This window comes from Mesorhizobium sp. M7A.F.Ca.US.007.01.2.1, from assembly GCF_003998165.1.
GTDB lineage: Bacteria > Pseudomonadota > Alphaproteobacteria > Rhizobiales > Rhizobiaceae > Mesorhizobium > Mesorhizobium ciceri.
In genome coordinates this window covers 1-19,179 of sequence record NZ_RZQP01000118.1, presented here as the reverse complement: position 1 = coordinate 19,179, position 19,179 = coordinate 1, and the positions used below count along the sequence as shown (strand labels likewise).

At 63.7% G+C, this 19,179-nt stretch carries 18 protein-coding genes; 8 read left to right on the top strand and 10 right to left on the bottom strand.

The annotated features are described in order from the left end of the window. A partial coding sequence (locus tag EN949_RS20700) for a PLP-dependent aminotransferase family protein (RefSeq protein ID WP_164782522.1) occupies positions 1-1,142 on the top strand: 1,142 nt, incomplete at its 5' end. A gap of 234 nt (positions 1,143-1,376) precedes the next feature. Then, on the top strand, positions 1,377-2,573 hold the full coding sequence (cml, locus tag EN949_RS20695; protein ID WP_127366999.1) for a CmlA/FloR family chloramphenicol efflux MFS transporter: 1,197 nt from the start codon (positions 1,377-1,379) through the stop codon (positions 2,571-2,573). A 49-nt stretch (positions 2,574-2,622) separates the two neighbouring features. Here cml and EN949_RS20690 read toward each other — a convergent pair whose 3' ends face one another. Next, the gene (locus tag EN949_RS20690) at positions 2,623-3,516 is read right to left on the bottom strand and encodes a LysR family transcriptional regulator (protein WP_127367000.1); all 894 of its coding nucleotides are present in this window, start codon (positions 3,514-3,516) and stop codon (positions 2,623-2,625) included. 128 nt (positions 3,517-3,644) lie between these two features. On the opposite strand from EN949_RS20690, the gene EN949_RS20685 reads away from it, so the two are divergent. Continuing rightward, complete coding sequence (locus EN949_RS20685; RefSeq protein WP_127367001.1) at positions 3,645-5,099, top strand: MFS transporter; 1,455 nt, start codon at positions 3,645-3,647, stop codon at positions 5,097-5,099. Positions 5,100-5,137: 38 nt separating this feature from the next. On the opposite strand, the gene EN949_RS20680 is transcribed toward EN949_RS20685, so the two are convergent. The 3 genes from EN949_RS20680 to EN949_RS20670 form a co-directional block, all read right to left on the bottom strand. Next, positions 5,138-5,635: a MaoC family dehydratase gene (locus EN949_RS20680; RefSeq protein WP_013531248.1), complete on the bottom strand. Its 498-nt coding sequence runs from the start codon at positions 5,633-5,635 to the stop codon at positions 5,138-5,140. 190 nt (positions 5,636-5,825) lie between these two features. After that, positions 5,826-6,254: a phasin family protein gene (locus EN949_RS20675; RefSeq protein ID WP_024503818.1), complete on the bottom strand. Its 429-nt coding sequence runs from the start codon at positions 6,252-6,254 to the stop codon at positions 5,826-5,828. Positions 6,255-6,365: 111 nt separating this feature from the next. Continuing rightward, a complete protein-coding gene (locus EN949_RS20670) occupies positions 6,366-7,661 on the bottom strand; it encodes a DUF445 domain-containing protein (protein ID WP_127370983.1) in 1,296 nt (431 codons plus the stop codon). Positions 7,662-7,937: 276 nt separating this feature from the next. Here EN949_RS20670 and rirA point away from each other — a divergent pair, with 276 nt between their 5' ends. Further along, positions 7,938-8,402, top strand: coding sequence for an iron-responsive transcriptional regulator RirA (rirA, locus tag EN949_RS20665; RefSeq protein WP_013531245.1), 465 nt, complete (start codon positions 7,938-7,940; stop codon positions 8,400-8,402). A 123-nt stretch (positions 8,403-8,525) separates the two neighbouring features. Here rirA and EN949_RS20660 read toward each other — a convergent pair whose 3' ends face one another. The 5 genes from EN949_RS20660 to hemP are packed head-to-tail and all read right to left on the bottom strand — an operon-like array spanning position 8,526 to position 12,644. Further along, on the bottom strand, positions 8,526-9,317 hold the full coding sequence (locus EN949_RS20660) for a heme ABC transporter ATP-binding protein (protein ID WP_063168164.1): 792 nt from the start codon (positions 9,315-9,317) through the stop codon (positions 8,526-8,528). 6 nt (positions 9,318-9,323) lie between these two features. Further along, positions 9,324-10,421, bottom strand: a complete 1,098-nt coding sequence (locus tag EN949_RS20655) for an iron ABC transporter permease (RefSeq protein WP_063168165.1) — start codon at positions 10,419-10,421, stop codon at positions 9,324-9,326. A gap of 11 nt (positions 10,422-10,432) precedes the next feature. After that, positions 10,433-11,341: a hemin ABC transporter substrate-binding protein gene (locus EN949_RS20650; RefSeq protein WP_063168166.1), complete on the bottom strand. Its 909-nt coding sequence runs from the start codon at positions 11,339-11,341 to the stop codon at positions 10,433-10,435. An 11-nt stretch (positions 11,342-11,352) separates the two neighbouring features. Further along, positions 11,353-12,414: a hemin-degrading factor gene (locus EN949_RS20645; RefSeq protein WP_063168167.1), complete on the bottom strand. Its 1,062-nt coding sequence runs from the start codon at positions 12,412-12,414 to the stop codon at positions 11,353-11,355. A 23-nt stretch (positions 12,415-12,437) separates the two neighbouring features. Further along, positions 12,438-12,644, bottom strand: a complete 207-nt coding sequence (hemP, locus tag EN949_RS20640) for a hemin uptake protein HemP (RefSeq protein ID WP_063168168.1) — start codon at positions 12,642-12,644, stop codon at positions 12,438-12,440. 198 nt (positions 12,645-12,842) lie between these two features. Between hemP and EN949_RS20635 the strand changes: the two genes are divergently transcribed. The 4 genes from EN949_RS20635 to EN949_RS20620 all read left to right on the top strand — a co-directional run bounded on the left by EN949_RS20635 (position 12,843) and on the right by EN949_RS20620 (position 16,975). Then, entirely contained in the window at positions 12,843-15,041 is a 2,199-nt protein-coding gene (locus EN949_RS20635) for a TonB-dependent hemoglobin/transferrin/lactoferrin family receptor (RefSeq protein ID WP_082826469.1), read from the top strand. Positions 15,042-15,046: 5 nt separating this feature from the next. Further along, complete coding sequence (locus EN949_RS20630) at positions 15,047-15,490, top strand: hypothetical protein (RefSeq protein ID WP_063168170.1); 444 nt, start codon at positions 15,047-15,049, stop codon at positions 15,488-15,490. Between the two features lie 91 nt (positions 15,491-15,581). Continuing rightward, positions 15,582-16,598: a TonB family protein gene (locus tag EN949_RS20625; RefSeq protein ID WP_342030138.1), complete on the top strand. Its 1,017-nt coding sequence runs from the start codon at positions 15,582-15,584 to the stop codon at positions 16,596-16,598. Between the two features lie 62 nt (positions 16,599-16,660). After that, entirely contained in the window at positions 16,661-16,975 is a 315-nt protein-coding gene (locus EN949_RS20620) for an antibiotic biosynthesis monooxygenase (protein ID WP_027039045.1), read from the top strand. A 115-nt stretch (positions 16,976-17,090) separates the two neighbouring features. Here the strand turns inward: EN949_RS20620 and EN949_RS20610 are convergent. Then, on the bottom strand, positions 17,091-19,179 hold a 2,089-nt coding region (locus EN949_RS20610), incomplete at its 5' end, for an L-glutamate gamma-semialdehyde dehydrogenase (protein ID WP_127371759.1).

Genomic DNA, 19,179 nt, shown 5'->3' with positions numbered 1-19,179 from the left:
AAATCGGCCCCCGCCTCGACCGCGCCGTCGATCCGCTCTGGATCTCGCGACAGTCCCTGGAGGCCGGCGATGACATGCTGAAGCCCGGCTGCGGCTGGCTGCCCGCTTCATGGATGCCACAGGCAGGGCTGCGCCGGGCACTGCGCACGGTGGCGCGTGCCGACGATGTCGCACTGGCCGATTACGGCACGCCGCTCGGCCTGCCACCGCTGCGGCAATTGCTGGCGCGGCGCATGGCCGGGCATGGCATCGAGGCCTCGCCCGAGCAGATCATGCTGACGGAATCAGGCACGCAGGCCATCGACCTCCTGTGCCGGTTCCTGATCGAGCCCGGCGACACCGTGCTGGTCGACGACCCCTGCTACTTCAACTTCCACGCCCTGTTGCGCGCTCACCGGGCTAAGGTCGTCAGCGTTCCCTACACGCCGTCGGGGCCGGATATCGATCTGTTCGCGCAGGCGTTGGCCGAGCATCGGCCACGCCTCTACATCACCAATTCCGGCATCCACAATCCGACCGGCGCGGTGCTGTCGCCAGTCACCGCGCACCGGCTGCTGAAACTCGCCGATCAATCGCAATTGACCATTGTCGAGGACGACATCTTCGCCGATTTCGAACATGCGCCCGCCCCCAGGCTGGCGGCGTTCGATGGTCTCAACCGCGTTGTCCATATCGGCAGCTTCTCCAAGACACTGTCGGCATCGGTTCGCTGCGGCTTCATCGCCGCACCGCGCGACTGGATCGAACCCCTGACCGACCTCAAGATCGCCACGACCTTCGGCGGCGGCCGGCTCGCGGCCGAACTGGTGCTGACGTTGCTGAAGGACGGCAGCTACCGCAAGCACATGGATTTGCTGCGCGCACGGCTTGCGCGCGCCATGGGCGAGACGGCCGCCCACCTGAAAGCGATCGGCATCACGCCGTGGATCGACCAGCCGGCTGGCCTCTTCCTGTGGTGCAGCCTGCCGGACGGCGTCGATGCGGCCGAAGTCGCCCGCCGCTCGCTGGCCGACAACATCGTGCTGGCGCCCGGCAACGCATTCAGCCTGTCCGGAACGGCTGGCCGTTTCCTGCGCTTCAACGTTGCCCAATGCGCGGACGAGCGGATTTTCAGGGTGCTCGAGGCGGCGATGGCGCGTTGACGCGCATCAAGCTGATCCTGTTGCCTGGGCAACCTTCGGCTGCTAGGGAAACGCGAGCGCACTCGAGAGAATGTCTGCGCCGTCATTTTCCGGGATAGCGTTTATGGGAACCAGCAAGTCAGCAGACAAGTAGGCCGCAACAGCACCTCGTTGTTGCGGCGGCCCGTCATTTCCCATCTTCAGTGAGAACGGCAGATCGCCGCCAAATGTAGCCATTTGAGCGGATGTTCAATCATGCCTCTTCCAAAAAAACCGACATGGACCACTTCCCTGCCAGCAGCCATGGTGCTGATGGCGCCCTTCGACATCCTGGCCTCGCTGGCCATGGACATCTACCTCCCGATTGTCCCGGCGATGCCGGGGATCCTCGAGACATCGCCTGATGTCATCCAGCTGACGCTGAGCCTCTACATGATCTGTCTTGGGCTCGGCCAAGTCGTCTTCGGCCCGATTTCCGACAGGATCGGCAGGCGCCCGGTGCTGATCGGTGGCGCGCTTTTGTTTTCAGGCGCTTCCTTTCTGCTCGCCAGCACCTCGCTGGCCGCTGTCTTCGTCGTCCTGCGCGTCGTGCAGGCCATTGGTGCGTCCGCCATTCTCGTTGCAACCTTCGCAACGGTTCGCGACGTCTATGCGCAAAGAGCCGAAAGTGCCGTCATTTACGGCCTGTTCAGCTCGATGTTGGCTTTCGTGCCGGCGTTGGGGCCGGTTGCCGGTGCGTTGATTGCCGACAATTTCGGCTGGCGGGCGATCTTCCTGACGCTCGGAGTCCTAGCCACGGCAGCTACCCTCAACGCATGGCCGAAATGGCACGAAACCCGCCCCTCGAATGGCAATACCAGGCGAATGGCGCTTCGACCCATTCTCTCCAGTCTTGCCTTTTGGACCTACACGCTTGCATTCAGTGCCGCCATGGGCGCCTTCTTCGTGTTCTTTTCGACTGCGCCACGGGTGCTCATGGATCGGGCCGGCTTTTCACAGTTCGGCTTCAGTCTAGCCTTCGCCACCGCGGCGCTGGTGATGATCGTCACCACCCGCTTCGCCAGAAGGTTCATTGCAAGCTGGGGCATCGCCGGCAGTGCCATCAGGGGCATGGCGATGCTGCTGTTCGGCGCGGCGCTATTGGCAGTGGGGCAACTGTTCGCACAGCCGTCCTTCGCGACATTTATCTTGCCGATGTGGGTCGTTGCCGTGGGTATCGTCTTCACTGTCTCAGTCACCGCAAACGGTGCACTCGAGGCGTTTGGCGATGTCGCGGGAACCGCAGTCGCACTCTACTTCTGCATCCAGAGCCTTGTCGTCGGCATCCTCGGCACGTTGTTCGTCGTCCTGCTCGGCGGAGACACGGCGTGGCCGCTGGTCGCCTACTGTTCGGTCATGGCGACGCTCACACTAAGCGCACTGAGGCATTTGCAGAAACGCCAAACCGAATAGACTGGACAGATGAGAAGCCTGGGCGGTTGGCGCAGGCTTCTCATCGTTGTCAGCGCGACGCCGCACACACCTCCCACACACAGTCGCGCAACCAGCGTTGCGCCGGATCGGCATCGAGGCGCGGATGCCAGAGCATGGAGATAGTGACTTCCGCGGTGGCAACCGGCAGGGGAAAACTGCGCATGCCGGCGCGTGCGCCCTCGGTATGCCGCTCCGGAACGCTGGCGATCAGGTCTGATGTGCGGGCCATGGCAAGGGCTGCCGAGAAACCGGAAACCATGCACACGACGGTCCGCCGCAGCCCGAGCCGGTTCAAAGCCTCGTCGATCGGCCCTTTCTCGCGGCCACGCCGTGAAACGCTGATGTGTCGGCCTGCGGCATAGCGCTCAGGCGTCACCGCGCCCTCGGTCAAGGGATGGCCCGTTCGCACAGCGCCGATGAAGCGGTCGCGAAGCAACGCCTGGATGCGCACCTCCGGGCCGGTCTCGCCAGCGACGCCTATGTCCAGATCGATCGCCGCGTCGCGCAGCGACATGACGTCCCGGTCGGACTTCGGTGCAAAGCGCAGCCGCACGCCGGGCGCATCGGCCTGGATACGGGCAACGAGACGAGGTGCGAACTCTTCGACGAAGCTCTCATTGGTGCGCAGCGTGAAGACCCTGTCCAGGTTCGGGAGATCGAGCAAGGTGGCAGGGCGCAGGATCGCCTCCGCATCCTGGACGACACGGCCTACCTGCTGTCGCAGTTCTTCCGCACGCGGCGTAGCCACAAGGCCTCGACCGGCGCGAACCAGCAGCGGATCGCCCGTCGCCTGGCGCAGTCGCGCCAGCGTGCGGCTCATCGCCGAAGGGCTGAGGCGTAGGCGGCTGGCGGCGCGCGCCACGCTGCCTTCGGTCAGCAGGACGTCGAGAGCGAACAGTAAGTTGAGATCGGGTGATGTCATCGGCAGATCATGACATGATATGGCGCCAAACGCACGAATAAGATGCAAATGCTGCGCCTTCCGCCACATTGGCCAAGGAACTAGATCTCCAGCAGTTCCGGTTGTGGGACTGATGGAAGGAGATCGCCGTGGCAATCGCTGAGCAAAATCCGGACGCGCTGACATCGGCGCCACCACGGATGCAATCCGCCGGCTGGGCGTTGGCAAGCCTGTCGCTCGCCACACTGCTGTCGTCGCTGGGAACCAGCATTGCCAGCGTCGGGCTGCCGTCGCTGATGCAGAATTTCGGCGCGACGTTCCAGGCCGTGCAATGGGTTGTTCTGGCCTATCTCCTCGCCATCACCACACTGATCGTCAGCGCCGGCCGGCTGGCCGACATGTTCGGGCGCCGACCGTTGCTGCTTGGGGGCATCGCGCTGTTCACGTCCGCATCGGTGCTCTGCGGCCTGGCGCCGACACTCTGGCTGCTGATTGCCGCACGCGCCGTGCAGGGACTTGGCGCAGCGCTGATGATGGCGCTGACGCTGGCCTTCGTCGCCGAAACCGTGACCAAAGACAGAATCGGCGGCGCCATGGGCCTGCTCGGCGCCATGTCCGCGATCGGCACGACACTTGGCCCCTCGCTCGGCGGCCTTTTGATCACCGGCTTCGGCTGGCGGGCAATCTTCCTCGTCAATGTCCCGCTGGGAGTGCTCACCTTCGCTCTTGCCTGGCGTGCCCTGCCGGCACGCAATAAAACCGCGCGGCTCGACCGAGGCACGTTCGATGTCGTGGGCACCGCCCTGCTGGCCCTGACGTTGGCCGCCTATGCGCTGGCCATGACGCTGGGCAGAGGCAATTTCGGCACGCTCAACATCGGCCTGCTGATCGCCGCCGGCACCGGCGTTTTTCTTTTCGCCGCCGCGCAGGCGAGAGTGAAAAACCCCTTGATCCGGCTTGCCAGCTTCCGCGATCTTCAGCTGAGTGCCAGTCTCGCCATGAGCCTCGTCGTCGCCACGGTGATGATGGCGACGCTGGTGGTGGCTCCGTTCTACCTGTCGCGCGGGCTCGGGCTGGATGCTGCAATGGTGGGTGCGGTGCTGTCGACCGGCCCGCTCGTCTCGACCTTGTCGGCGCTGGTCGCCGGACGCCTGACCGACCGCTTCGGCGCTCATAGGATGATGGTCGCAGGCCTGCTCAGCCTCACGACAGGCACGTTCCTGCTGTCGCTCGCCGTGACCAGATTCGGCATTGCCGGCTATGTCGTTGCGATCACCGTCACCTGCATCGGCTACGCGCTGTTCCAGACGTCGAACAATGCAGCCGTCATGACCGGCGTTGACGCGGGTCAGCGCGGCGTCGTCTCCGGTCTGCTCAACCTTTCGCGCAATCTCGGGCTCATCACCGGCGCCTCGTTGATGGGCGCTATATTCGCCGTCGCATCGGCCGAAGGGCACGAAGGCATTGGTCTTCTGAGTTCCGAGGCCGCCGCCCGGGGAATGCAGGTCACCTTTCAGACGGCGACGGTGCTGGCGCTGGCTGCGCTGCTCCTCGCACTGCTCTCGGCCCGCGCCACAGGCCGCGCAGAATCCAGGGCTTCGTGACGCGCACACCGCTCAGAGAGTAGAATTTCCAAACAGGCTCAGGCACCTGCCCGCTTGCGGCGTTCATAGAGCATGACCAGCGTTTCCGCCGTCAAGGCAGGCTTTTCCTCGCCTTCGATCTCGACCGTGTTGGCCGCCTTCATCAGATACTGGCCCGGGCCCCTGTCCTCCATGGACAGCAGCGTGATGCGCAGTCTGATGCGGGCGCCGACCCTGACCGGCGCCAGGAAGCGTACTTTGTCGAAGCCATAATTGAAGGCGGCCTGCGTATTCTCGGGCACGATGCCCATGCCGAGCGCCAGCGCGCCGATGATCGACAGCGTCAGATAGCCATGCGCGATCGTCGTGCGGAACGGGCTTTGCCGCCGCGCCCTTTCAGGGTCGACATGAATCCATTGATGGTCGCCGGTGCATTCAGCGAACTGATCGATGCGGTTCTGGTCGACCGTCGTCCACTCCGACACGCCGAGTTCCAGCCCGGCCATCGTCCTCAACTGCTCGTAGGTAGGCGGCGTTTTAGGCCGTATTTCGTTCATTCCTGGTTTCCCGATCGCTTCCAGAGCCTCCGGACCACGAACTGACGGCCTCTGTCAATTCGCTCTACACGAATCCGTTCCGTCGATTTCGGCCGCAATCGTGCCACGCCGCCGGCGCAGTCGCAGGCCAACTCGGGCTTTCCGGTCTTCAGGGCGGCCGGCAGCCATGAACCGGTCCCGGCCACATCCGCTACTTCTTCTCGTAGCCGGCGCGGATTTCCTCCATCGCCTCCTTGATGCGGGTGCGCAGGATGTCGACCGATTCGGCACCGGATTTCTTGACCAGTTCAGCCACTTCGCCGGCATTTTTCAACGCGGCCTCGAAGGACTTTCTGGCAAACTCCGTCTGTTTGGCCATCAGTTCCTGCGGATTGCCCGGCGCCCTGTAGCTTTGCGCCATATCGGTGACCTCGCGCAGCGTATCCTGCAGCATCTCGCGCTGCCGGGACAACAGCGAGGTGGCGCCGGCGGCACCGGCTCGTGCCGATTTCTCCAGCGCTTCGAGGTTCTTGCGATGATGGGCGAGGATCGCCTCGACATCGACATTCGGCACCTTCAGGTCGCGGCCGAACCTGCCGAACATGTCCATGAAGGAATCGGATTCCGGTTGTTTTGCCATGCTTGTTTGCTCCCCTTTGCCGCGGATGCGGGCACCCTCGGATGGAGAATAACACTCGCGTGCCGTGAGTCCATTCGGACGCGGAGGAATGAGCGCCAGTCTGGCCGCGCATCAATTCACGAGGAACAGCCGCTCGGCCACATAGAGCACGACACCGGCGAGGCCGCCGATGATCATGCCGTTGAAGCGGATGTACTGCAGGTCCCGGCCGATGTTCATCTCGATCAGCCGCGTCAGTTGCGCGAGGTCCCAGCGTTTGACCTGGTCGGCGATGAATGTCGACACGCCGGCCTTCTGGCTCTCCACGAACGACGCCAGCGCCACCACGAACCCCTGGTTCATGTCGGCCCGGATCTGCGCATCGCCGGCAAGATGCCGGCCGACCTCGACGAACATGTTGGCGAGGTGCGCACGGATGACCGAATTCGGCGCCTTGGCATCCTGCTCGATGAACTGGCTGAGGCTTGCCCACATGTCGCCGGCCAATCCCTTGACCTCCGGCCGGCCCAGGAAGTCGCGCTTCAGCTTTTCGGCCCGTTTGGCGTATTGTTTCGATGTCCTCAGCTTATCGATGAAGCCTTGGGCGAAGCTGTCGAATTCGGCGCGCAGCGGGTGGTCGGGATCGGCCCTCACTTCGTCGAGCAGCGAGCCCGCCGAGGCGACGATCTTCTTCAGGAGATAGGCGTCGGCGCGGAACAGGTTGAACAGCGACGGCAGTTCCTCGCGGATTTTTTCGCGCATCGTTGCCAGCGCTTTTTCGTCATTGAGGAACCGCCCGATCACCTTGGTGAATTCGTCGAACAATTTCTGATGGCGGCGATCATCGGTAAGCGCCGAGAGCAGTTCGGCGGCCAGCGGCGCCAGCGGCACCTTTTCGATCTGTTCGAGCATGCGGCTGGTGACGAAGCCGCGCAGGCCGGATTGCTCTATCGCCGCAAGCGTCTGCGGCACCAGCCGCACGATGAAGCGCGACAGGCCGGCGGCGCGCTCCGTATCGGTCAGCCAATCGGCGACCAGCGCCGAAAAATCGACCTCGGCAAGCTTTTCACGCACCGGTTCGGGCGCCAGAAAGTTGACCTCGATGAAGCGGCCGAGATTGTCGGCGATGCGGTTCTGGTTCTCGGGGATAATGGCGGTGTGCGGGATCGGCAGCCCCAGCGGCCTTCGAAACAGCGCCACCACCGCGTACCAGTCGGCGAGGCCGCCGATGGTCGCCGCCTCGGCAAAGGCAGCGACGAAGCCGAGCCACGCATGGATGTGCTCGAACGATTTGGCGAGCGCAAACACCAGTACGCAAAGCGCCAGCGCGGCCGCCGCGAGGAATTTCGTCCGCCGCAACGCGGAAAGCTTCGCATCCGCTTCGGCATCGAAACGGACCGGCGTCAAGGGCGAAGCCGATTGTGACATGGGTGAGCCGCTCCTCGTCGATCTCAGCCTATCTAGTGTTCCGACGGCCGAAATACCCGCGACAGCCGGTTTCGCCCGGCATCTTGCCCGGCTGCGCACACAAAGTTGAGGAGAAAATTCATCTATCGCGCCAAGCTAGTCTGGAATTATTCCAAGGTATAGGCCATATTCCGCCTGGGCCAATGTGGCGAATCCGGAATTTCGGGTCAAAGCCGCATCAGCAAAATTTCCAGATCTGGCGTGGGTTGCACCGCCCCAGTGCCTTGTGAGGACAATATGCGGCTTACGCGCCAGACCAACTATGCCATGCGCATCTTGATGTATTGCGCGGCAAATGACGACCGATTGAGCCGTATTCCCGAGATCGCGGCCGCCTATTCTGTGTCGGAGCTTTTCCTGTTCAAGATCCTGCAGCCGCTGGTCGAGCACGGCCTCGTCCAGACCGTGCGTGGCAGGAATGGCGGCGTCAAGCTTGGCCGGGCGGCCGAAGCCATCAGCCTGTTCGATGTCGTGCGCGTGACGGAAGAGAGCTTCGCCATGGCCGAATGCTTCGAGAACGATGCCGCCGAATGCCCGCTCGTCGACAGCTGCGCGCTGAACTCGGCGCTGCGCGAGGCCCTGAATGCGTTTTTCGCAGTGCTCGCCCGCTATACGATCGCCGATCTGGTAGCGGCGCGGCCGAATGTACGCAACCTGCTCGGCATCGACATGCTGATGGAGCGCCGCGCCCCGGCTGCCTAGCGTATTTCTCCCCGTTCTGCGGAGAGAAATGCCCGGCAGGGCAATGAGGGGCGGCGCCGACTTCGACAATTGGCGGGAGAAGCGCAGGAAACCGCCATTCGCAGGCCCGGCCTCACCTGAATATCAATAGACCGCCGACTGCGGCAGCACGAACGGCATATTGCCCGCCGGCAGCACGCCGACCTTGAGCCGGCAGTCGAACACTTTCTCGATCAGATCATCGCTCAGCACGTCCCGCGGCGATCCGGCGGCGGCCAGCCGGCCGCGATGCATGACGAAGATCCGCTCCGCATACATGGCCGTCAGATTGAGGTCATGCAGGATGGCGACCACGCCACCGCCCCTTCTGGCGAAGTCGCGGGCAATGTTCATGATGATCAGCTGGTGCTTGATGTCGAGGCTGGACACTGGCTCGTCGAGGAACAGAAAGCGCGGCTTGCCGTCGAGCACCGGCGCCCAGACCTGGCATAGCACGCGCGCCAACTGAACGCGCTGTTGCTCCCCGCCGGAAAGCTCCTGGTAGAAACGGCCGGCAAAGCCGTCGAGATCGACACGCGCCAGCGCCCGTTCCGGCAGCCGCGCATCCTCGCCCGGCAAGGCGCCCGAACGGCCGCCGACAAGACCAAGCTTGACCACTTCCCGCACGGTGAACGGGAACGACAGCGTCGTCGCCTGCGGCAGCACCGCGCGATGGACGGCTGCCTCGGCCGGCTTCATCGTCGAGAGATCTCGGCCGTTGAGGGCAACGCGGCCGGTATAGGCGAGCTCGCCGGAGAGCGCTTTGAGGAAGGTCGTCTTGCCCGAACCATTGGGGCCGACGACGGCGGCGATCTCGCCGGGCCGCGCGTGGAAATCGACACCACTGACGATAGGCTTGCCGGCGATATCAACCGAAACATCCTTTGCCTCGATCATCAAGCCTCACAAATCAACCACGCCGCGCTTGCGCAGCAGGATCCAAAGGAAGAACGGCGCGCCCGCTATCGCGGTGACGATGCCTATCGGCAGTTCGGCCGGCGCAACGATGGTGCGTGCGACCGCATCGGCCAGAAGCAGCAGCGAGGCGCCGAGCAGCGCCGACGCCGGCAGCAGATAGCGATTGTCCGGACCAATCAGCAGGCGCAGCAGATGCGGCACCACGATGCCGACGAAGCCGATGCCGCCGCTGACGGCGACGGATGCGCCGACCGCGGCGGAGACGCCGACGATGGCCGTGTATTTCAGCCGCTGCACCGGAATGCCGAGATGGCCGGCGGTCGCCTCGCCAAGCGCCAGCGCGTTGAGGCCGCGTGCCAGGAACGGCATCGCCGCCAGCGCCAGGACGATGATCGGCCCTACCGACGCGATCTTCGCCCAGGTCGCACCACCGAGCGATCCGAGTTGCCAGAAGGTCAGGTCGCGCAACTGGCGATCGTCGGCCATGAAGATAAGGATGCCGGTCAGCGCCATGGCGAGCGCCGCCAGCGCGATGCCCGCGAGCAGCATTGTGGCAACCGAGGTTTGCCCCCGCCGCGTCGCGACCTGATAGAGCATCAGCGTGGTGGCGAGCCCGCCACAGAAGGCCGCCAGCGGCAGGGCAAGCGTGCCGAGCAAGACTGTCACCGGAGCCAATATCGTCGCGCCGAGCACGATGACGGCAACCGCGCCGAGGCTGGAGCCGGCCGAGACGCCGATCAGGCCGGGGTCCGCCAGCGGATTGCGGAACAGCCCCTGCATGACCGCGCCGGAGACGGCGAGCGCCGCGCCGACCAGCATGCCGAGGATGACGCGCGGCAGGCGGATGTCATAGACGATCAGGCTGTCGCGGGCGCTCAACGCGGCGTCGTCAGGCACTGCGCCGAACAGCCAGCCCCCGATGACGTTGGCGGCCGATGCGTCCGAAGCCCCCGATGTCAGCGACAGAAAAACGGCAGCCGCGAGCCCCAGGCACAGCAGAAGGATGACGATGCGGGCGCGGCCCGACCGGTCGCCTTCGGATACGCTTGCCATCACCGGGCCGGCGATCGATTGATCGACCATGATCTGCCTGCTCAGTCCGTGACCTGCCCGCCATAAAGCGAGACAGCGAGGTCGTGGATGGCATCAGCCGTGCGCGGCCCGAAGCCGAGCAGATAGGCGCCGTCGATGCGGATCAGCTTGTGCGCCGTTCCGGCCGGCGTGGAGGCGATCGACGGATTGACGAACAGTTCGTCGTCCGAAACCGGAGGCCCGGCATTGCTCATCATCAGGATCACGTCAGGCCTGGCGGTTATGATCGCCTCGTCGGACATCTGCTTGTAGCCGGAAAAGCCCTCGACCGCGTTGACGCCGCCGGCCAGCTTGACCATGCCGTCGGCGGCGGTCTCGCTGCCGGCCGCCAGAATCTTGCCACCCTGTATCGACAGCACGAACAGGATGCGCTTGCGCTCCTTGATCGAAGCCGTCTGCTTCTCGGCGGCCGTGAGCTTGGCATCGAGCTCCTTGGCCAGCACCTCGGCCTTGGCGTCGACGCCGAGCGCCTTGCCGACGATGCGGACCTTCTCGAGAATGCCTTCGTGGCTGTAGTGCTCGGGCACCTCGATGAACGGCACGCTCGTCTTCTTCAAGACATCGACTGCTTCCTTGGGGCCGCTGCCATGCAGCGCCAGGATGCCGGTCGGGTCGACCGACAGCACACCCTCCGGCGACAGCGCGCGCATATAGCCGACATCGGGCAGCTCAAGCGCCGCCTTTGGGAACCGGCTGGTGGAATCGCGTGCCACCAGATGCTTTTCCTGGCCGAGAGCATAGACGATCTCGGTGATCGAGCCGCCAATGGCCACGATCTTTGAAGGATCGGCAAACACGGCCGTGCCTTCCGCGGCGCTGGCGGGTTGCAGTGCGATAACAGCCATGGAGAGACCGATCACCGGCCCCAAAATAGATCCGCGCACAGCCGACAATCTTGGGAAAACACTCATAGCATTTTTTCTCAGGCTGCAGTCGGGCTTGGGATGCGCGGCAGGTTTTCCGCCAGGAAGCGCCAGTCGTCTCGCTCGCTTTCGCCTTCATGACGCTTGCCGAAGAACTGGATGATCATCTTGCCGTCGGCGTCATAGACCTCGAGCGAGGTGACATGACCGTCCTTGGTCGGCTTGCGCACGGCCCAGACCTCGTGGATGTGGTCGGTGCGCAGATGCAGGTGGAAGGTTTCGTCCAGCACGTTGATCCATGGTCCCATCGGCTTGATCGACTTGATCGGACCGGAATGGATCTGGATGCAGCCGCGGTTTCCCACAAAGCACATGATCGGCATCTCGCCCTCCGCGGCATGATGAAACATGGCCCGGACCGCCTCATTGTCGAGCTGCCAGGCATAGTCCTGCCCAACCAGGCGCACCGCCTGCCGGCGGCTTAGTTTCAGCGTCTTCAGCATACCAAAGAACTGGTGCACGTCGGTCAGCCGGCTCCAGCGGTCACGCAGATCGTCGAGATTGGCGGCCGCTTCGTCGCCATGGATCTCGTCATCGGGGAGTGGCCCCGAGATGTCGACCGTCGGTTCCTGGTTGGACGATTCGAGCGCGGCGACCAGCTTCTGATAGGCATAGAGGCTGGAGGCCGGCCGCAGATGCACCTTGTGCACGGCCTCGCCTGCCGCATCGAAGAACTGGAGGCTGCGGCGGATTTCGTCGCCGTCGCGCTTCTCGATGGCAAAGCCGTGCGCCCAGACCTTCGGGAAGATGCGCAAGTCGATGTTTTCGCCAAGCACCATGGCATTGTGGGTGCCGGTGACGACCTTGTCATAGACGCCGATCTTCTCGTGCACCGCGCTGTCATTGCGGGTCAGCGCCATGACCTCGCCGACGGCCTCGAGGCCGGTCAGAAGATCGTTGACGCGCGGCTCGATGCGGACGACGCCGTCGCCGCAATGCGCCGCGACCAGTTCGGCTTCCGAAATGCCGAGATGGGCAGCCAGATCACGCTCGCGCGTCTTCGGATTGTCTGTCCGTGCCCGCCGGATTTCATGCGGGGCGGGTTTTACGCGCTGATCCATGTCTCGGTCCCTGTTGCCTTGTCTTACTTGTTGAGAATGAGCTTGCCCTGGCGGGTGATTTTCAGCCGGTAGAGTGCACCGTGATGCTCGATGCCTATCTCGTGCTCGCCCTGGAACAGGGTGTTGCTGGAAAGGGTTCGTACCGCCAGCGGAACCCGGTCGAAATGGGGGGAGGCATCGTCGGGACGGCGGACGCGATAGCGAAAATCGTTGGGATTGTGGGTGTTCATCTGGATGGATCCCTTTCCTGTGCCGGGCGTCTGGCTAGGCGTTGCGTAATCCGATTCATTTCTTGACTTGAATAATCATGTTTACTAGTCAGTGCAATACCGGATTAAATGAGTCAACATTTAAGACGTCGGCGACGATCAAAAATGCCAGCCAGCCCCGGGCCAGCCAGCATGAAACCTGGACTTTGGAGTTGGGGCATGGGGTTTGTGACTTGGGAATGGCGCGGCCGGTCGGCGGCGAACGGCGCGGCGGCATTGCTGGCAAGCGTGGCGGCGATTGCCTTATCGGCGCAACTGGCCAACGCCCAGCAGGCGGCGCAGACGACAGATCAAACGAAGAAGGCTGAAGAGGAAAAGGCAGCACCAGCGGGAGCAACGCTGCTCGACAAGATCCTCGTCATCAGCCGCACCGGCGAGACGGCGATCGAATCGCTGGCATCGGCCAGCCATATCGGCCAGGAACAGCTCGACCGCCGCATGGCGACGACGCCCAATGAGATGCTGCTCGGCGTGCCCGGTGTCGCGGCGCAGGCCGACGCCAGGCGCGTCAGCACCAGCATCAACATCCGCGGCCTGCAGGATTTCGGTCGCGTCGCAGTCATCGTCGACGGCGCACGACAGAATTTCCAGCGCTCCGACCACGGCACGCAGTCGACCTTCTACATCGACCCCGAACTCGTCAAATCCGTGGATGTTATCCGTGGTCCTGTAGCCAACACCTACGGCTCGGGCGCCATCGGCGGCGTCGTCTTCTTCGACACCAAGGATGCCGAGGATTTCCTCAAGCCTGACGAGACATGGGCCGGTTCCGTCACGGGACGCTATGAGAGCAACGGCAAGGGCTGGACCACAAGTGCATCCGGCGCCTACCGCATTAACGAGAATTGGGACGTGCTGGGCAACATCGTCTACCGCGACTATGACGACTACAAGGATGGCGGCGGCGACACCGTCAAGGGCACCGGCTTCGACGTGCTGAGCGGACTGCTCAAGACCAGCATACGCCCGACCGACAACAGCGAACTGAAGCTCGGCTGGGTCGGCTCAAGCGATGGCTGGAACGAGATCAGCGGCGGTGCGCCGGTCAATGACGTCGACCTGAAGTCGAACACCTTCACGGCGCGCTACAACATCACGGATGAGGACAAGAGCTGGCTCGATCTCCACATCAACACCTCCTACAACAAGACCAACCTCGATCTGACCAGCCTTGTCCCGCAAAACCGCTTTGATCCGGTCACCGGCCTTCCCGTTGTCTTGCCGGCGGGATCGCAGTCGACATTCGACGTCGGCACCACCGGCATCGACATCTGGAACACGTCCCGGTTCGAGACGAGTGGGATCGCGCACGAGCTGACCTATGGCGGCGACTGGGTCGGCGATAACGTCGAGACCGGCGGCGCGGCTGGTGGCGACAGTTTCTACACGCCTTCGGGCAAGCGCAACGTTTCGGGCGCCTATGTCCAGGACAAGCTCACCTGGGAGTGGCTCGAAGTCATCGCCGGGCTGCGTTACGACAACTACAGTCTCAAAGATGACACCCACGACATTTCCGGCGACAGGGTATCGCCGCGCATCACCGTCGGCGTCTCCCCGTTCGAATCCGCAGGCCTTGCCGGCCTTCAGTTTTATGGCACCTATGCCGAGGGCTATCGCTCGCCATCGATCGCCGAGACGCTGATCAGCGGCAATCATCCGGCAGGCGTCAGCTTTCCGTTCCTGCCCAATCCCAATCTGCGGCCGGAGACTGGAAAGACCGTCGAATTCGGCGTCAACTACAAGCAGAACGACATCCTCGAAGCCGGCGATGCGCTGCGCATCAAGGCAGCGTATTTCAACAATGATGTCGAAGATTACATCGATGGCGTTACCCTGTCGCGGTTTGACCCGACAGCCGGTTGCCCGAGCGGACCCGGTATCCCGATATGCTTCCAGTACCAGAATTTTGCCAAGGCCAAGATCGACGGCTTCGAACTGGAGGGCGTCTATGATGCCGGATGGGGCTATGCCGGCCTCTCGGCTTCAATCACCAATGGTCACACCATTTCCTACAAGGGTGTGGAAGCGGATCTCGCCACGATCCCATCATCCCAGGTCACCGCGCAGCTCGGCTTGCGCTTCCTCGAGGACAAGCTGACCGTCGGCGGCGAAGTGCAATACAATGGCAAGCCCAAGGGCAATCCGATCGCCGAGGACTACACGCTGGTCAATGCCTTTGCCAGCTACCAGGCGACGGACAATTTGAAGATTGATTTCCGCGCCGACAATCTGTTCGATGTCAAATACGCCAACCCGCTTAACCTGACCACGGCTGGCCAGCCGCCGCAGCCGGTTTTCGCGGCCTACGAGCCCGGCATAACGCTGAAGCTGGCGGCAACGATGCGGTTTGGAGGCTGATTGCCATGACGAGCTTGACGACACCCCTTCGTCTGCTGACCTCGATGCTGGCGATGTCGCTTGCGATGGTTTCGGCGTGGGCGCAAGAGTCCGCGCCGGCCCCCACGCTCACCCTGGAACTCAATGGCGCGCAACCTTCCGACAAGGGTTGCCGCCTGAGGTTCGTGGTCAACAACAATCTCGGCGCCGACCTGTCCAAGGCTGCCTTCGAGATCGCCTTGTTCAACGAGGCAGGCGTCGTCGACCGGCTGACCGTGCTCGATTTCAAGGAATTGCCGGCCGGCAAGACCAAGGTGACGCGTTTCGATCTGGCCGGCACCGAGTGCTCGAAAGTCAGCCGCGTGCTGATCAACAGCGCGACCGAATGCACCGGTACCGGCGTCGAACCGAACGCCTGCATGCGCAAGCTGAAGACGGACACCAAGACCGGTATCGCCTTCGGCGTCTGAGGTGGGACTGCATCCCGCATTCCTGCAAAACAAAACGGTGTGGCCAGCTGCCGGCCACTGCCGACTGCCGCTGCGAGCGAACGATCTTGATTTGACAATTCTGCTCTTGTCGCTGCAGGTCTCGCGGCGAGACATGCAGGATATCAGCCCCCTTTCCGAAGCCGGCGCCGAGCTGGCGATAGAGCCAACCGAGCCGCTCGCGCTGCCGCGGCCGTCGGCCTGGAACCGCAAATGGACGGCGGCGATCGTCGTCTCCTGCGCGCTCCATGCCGCCGTGGCGGCGGCTTTTCTGATCTCGCCTTCGGGGATTTCGAGTTCCCAGAATGCCGAGCAGCCGGAAGGCAGTGATCAGTCGGGCACCAACGTGGTCGGCAGCGCGCTGGACAAGGACCCGACGGCAATAAACGTTGCACTGGTGCCCAGCCCGCAACCGGCCAAACCACAGCCGGCAACGCCGCCCAAGCCGTCGCAGCCAACGGAGGCCTCCCAACCTGCCGCGGAAGCGGCAAAGCCGCCGCTCAAGCCTTTGCCGGAACCTGTCAAACCGCAGGCGGTCACCCCGGACATACTGGTGGCCGGCGCCCCTCGCCCCGATGATCAGAGCGTGGCTCCCAAGACCGAAGCGCCGGCACAGCCGACCGTTCAGCCCAGGAGCACCGAGACGCCTGTCGCCGTTCCAGAACAGCCGCCGATCCCCAGCGCGAGGCCCAGTCCGGCAGCTGCCCAGTCAAAGACGGCGGATGAGAAGCGCGGCACGGCGGATGGCCAGGACCTGTCGGCGCAAGCGGCCAGCAAGGGCAAAAGGCAAAACGAGGCAGGCACTGCCGCGGAAGATAACTACCGCGGCGATGTCTTTAGAAAGCTCGGCAGCGTCAATCGCACTCTGCCGCCGTCCCTACAACTGGCGGCACGCAACAATGCGGTTGTTAAATTCGTCATAGGCAGGAAGGGCAACATAAATAAGTTGCGCATCCTGGAGACCTCAGGGTCGGCGGCTTTCGATCAGGCGGCGCTTGGCATTATCCGCAAAGCAGCCCCCTTCCCTTCGATTCCACCACAGGCAGCAAGCGCAAGTTTGGAGTTCGAGACCGAAATCGGCCCATTTTGAATGTGCGCAGAACAAAACGCTGCGGCCGCAAATCATCAACATCCCTGTGAGAGGAAACCACCATGTACATCGCCATGAACCGCTTCAAGGTGCAGACCGGCTCGGAGAACGATTTCGAAGCCGTGTGGAAGAACCGCGATTCCAGCCTTGCGGAGATGAAGGGGTTCCGCGAATTCCACCTGCTGCGAGGCCCGGTCAACGAGACCGAAGGCTACACGCTGTTTGCATCGCACACCGTGTGGGCGAGCCACGATGATTTCATCGCCTGGACCAAGTCCGAGAATTTCCGCGCTGCCCACAGGAATGTCGGCACGACGAAGGTCCACTATCTCGGCCACCCCCAGTTCGAGGGTTTTTCGGTCGTCGAAGGCGCGTAATGCATGTCGCTCAAAAGTGGTCCCGGTTTTGGGACAACGACATGCATAAACCGAAAGAGATAGAGCCATTCACCGTTTCCACGAAACGGTGAATGGCTCTATCGACCGGCCGGAGTCAGGCTCCGGCCAGCAAGGTCGCATTGCCGCCCGCGGCGGTGGTGTCGACGCAGACGGCCCGCTCATGTGCATAAGCCGCCGGGTTCAACACTTCGCTGACCAGCGGCACGATCGGGCCTGAGCGATCAGCGATAACCCTGCGCACGATGCGCGCGGCCTCTGGCGTGCCGGAAAAAGCAACGATATCGACGCGCAGCGAGCGTGCCTCGACCGGATCAGGCCGCCCGTCGATGACGGCCAGTGGGAGGCCCTTGCCGGTCAGAGCGGAAAGGGCCGCCGGTGCACCCGGTGCAACGGCCAGCACGGCGTTGCCGGCGGCGAGCGCCTGGATCGTCTGCGCCAGCAGCGTATCACCATCGGGACCAAGGCACAGCACCCGTCCACGTGGCGACAGCGAGAGCGTGTTGGCTTCGCCGGTCGGCCCGGGCAGGTCGACCTGGCCGAAATCGATGCCGGCGGCCGCACCAATGGCCGCAGCACCCTTGCCGCGCAGATGCTTCCTCAGAATGGCGATCCGGTCCGGACGCGTCGACCAGCCGCCAAGTGTGGGATCAGGCAGATTGTCGGCAAGCTCGGTCGCCGTGACCTTGTGGCCATCCTGCACATGGGTGCCGGCCTCCGGCCCCTTGCGGAAGCGGCGGAGATAGTGCGGACCGCCGGCCTTCGGCCCGGTGCCGGAAAGCCCCTCGCCGCCAAACGGCTGCGAACCGACGACGGCGCCGATCTGGTTGCGGTTGACATAGATGTTGCCGGCATGGATGCCATCGACGAAATGCTGCACGCGGCCCTCGATGCGGGTGTGCAGGCCGAAGGTCAGGCCATAACCCTTGCGGTTGATGGCGGCGATGACGGCGTCGATCTGGTCGGCGTCGAAACTGGCGACATGCAGCACCGGCCCGAACACCTCGCGCTCCATGTCCTCGATACCCTTGACCCGGAAGACATGCGGCGCGACGAAGCGACCTTCCCTGGGCGCCTCGAGCTTGGCGATCAGCCTGCCCTGCAGGCCCATCTTCGTGCAATACTCGCGGATCGAGCTTTGCGCCTCGTCGTCGATAACCGGGCCGACATCGGTCGAAATCCGCCAGGGATCGCCGACGTTGAGCGCCTCCATGGCGCCCTTCAGCATCTCCAGCATCTTCTTCTCGACGTCCTTCTGCACGTAGAGTACGCGCAGCGCCGAGCAGCGCTGGCCGGCACTCTGGAAGGCGGAGGCGAGGATATCGCGCACCGCCTGTTCGGGCAGCGCGGTGGAATCGACGATCATGGCGTTGAGGCCGCCGGTCTCGGCGATCAGCATGGCGTCGGGCGCGGCCGTCCCGGCCAGCTGCTTCTCGATCAGCTTGGCAACCTCGGTCGAACCTGTGAAGCAGACGCCAGCGATGCGCGGATCGGCGGTGAGCGGCCCGCCGACCGATGGGCCGTCGCCAGGGAGCAACTGGATGACGTCTTCCGGCACGCCGGCCTCGCGCAGCAGTTCGACGGCGCGGAAGGCGATCAGCGGCGTCTGCTCGGCCGGCTTGGCGATCACCGAATTGCCGGTAACGAGCGCTGCCGCGATCTGGCCGGTGAAGATGGCGAGCGGGAAATTCCACGGCGAAATGCAGACGATGGCGCCGCGCGCTTGCGTGCCCACCTCGGCATTGGCCGCCTCGGTGGCGTAGTAGCGCAGGAAGTCGACCGCTTCGCGCACCTCGGCGACGCCGTCGGCCAGCGATTTGCCGGCCTCGCGGGTGGCGAGTGCAAAGAACTCGACGGCATTGGCCTCATAGAGATCGGCGGCCCGGTTGAGGATGGCGGCGCGCTCGGCGACGGGACGCTTCGCCCAGGCCGGTTGCGCTTCCACCGCGAAGCGCACGGCGGTCGCGACTTGCTTGGCAGCTGCTTCGCTGACCGTGCCGACCACTTCGGAAGGCTTTGCCGGGTTGACGATCGGACGCTGCTTGCCATAGCCGGCGGCCCGCGTAATCGGCTTGGCATGCCAGCGATCCGGCCCGGCGAAGGCCGCCCTGGCCTTGTCGATCGCCGCCAGCGTCACCGTGTCGGTGATGTCGAATCCTTTCGAATTGCGACGCCCGGCTCCAAAA

Coding starts and splice junctions, on each gene's coding strand:
- hemP (WP_063168168.1), bottom strand. CDS start 12,644: ATGAACACCCACAATCCCAACGATTTTCGCTATCGCGTCCGCCGTCCC.
- EN949_RS20630 (WP_063168170.1), top strand. CDS start 15,047: ATGACGAGCTTGACGACACCCCTTCGTCTGCTGACCTCGATGCTGGCG.
- rirA (WP_013531245.1), top strand. CDS start 7,938: ATGCGGCTTACGCGCCAGACCAACTATGCCATGCGCATCTTGATGTAT.
- EN949_RS20690 (WP_127367000.1), bottom strand. CDS start 3,516: ATGACATCACCCGATCTCAACTTACTGTTCGCTCTCGACGTCCTGCTG.
- EN949_RS20635 (WP_082826469.1), top strand. CDS start 12,843: ATGGGGTTTGTGACTTGGGAATGGCGCGGCCGGTCGGCGGCGAACGGC.
- EN949_RS20620 (WP_027039045.1), top strand. CDS start 16,661: ATGTACATCGCCATGAACCGCTTCAAGGTGCAGACCGGCTCGGAGAAC.
- EN949_RS20655 (WP_063168165.1), bottom strand. CDS start 10,421: ATGGTCGATCAATCGATCGCCGGCCCGGTGATGGCAAGCGTATCCGAA.
- EN949_RS20670 (WP_127370983.1), bottom strand. CDS start 7,661: ATGTCACAATCGGCTTCGCCCTTGACGCCGGTCCGTTTCGATGCCGAA.
- EN949_RS20660 (WP_063168164.1), bottom strand. CDS start 9,317: ATGATCGAGGCAAAGGATGTTTCGGTTGATATCGCCGGCAAGCCTATC.
- cml (WP_127366999.1), top strand. CDS start 1,377: ATGCCTCTTCCAAAAAAACCGACATGGACCACTTCCCTGCCAGCAGCC.
- EN949_RS20650 (WP_063168166.1), bottom strand. CDS start 11,341: ATGAGTGTTTTCCCAAGATTGTCGGCTGTGCGCGGATCTATTTTGGGG.
- EN949_RS20645 (WP_063168167.1), bottom strand. CDS start 12,414: ATGGATCAGCGCGTAAAACCCGCCCCGCATGAAATCCGGCGGGCACGG.
- EN949_RS20675 (WP_024503818.1), bottom strand. CDS start 6,254: ATGGCAAAACAACCGGAATCCGATTCCTTCATGGACATGTTCGGCAGG.
- EN949_RS20680 (WP_013531248.1), bottom strand. CDS start 5,635: ATGAACGAAATACGGCCTAAAACGCCGCCTACCTACGAGCAGTTGAGG.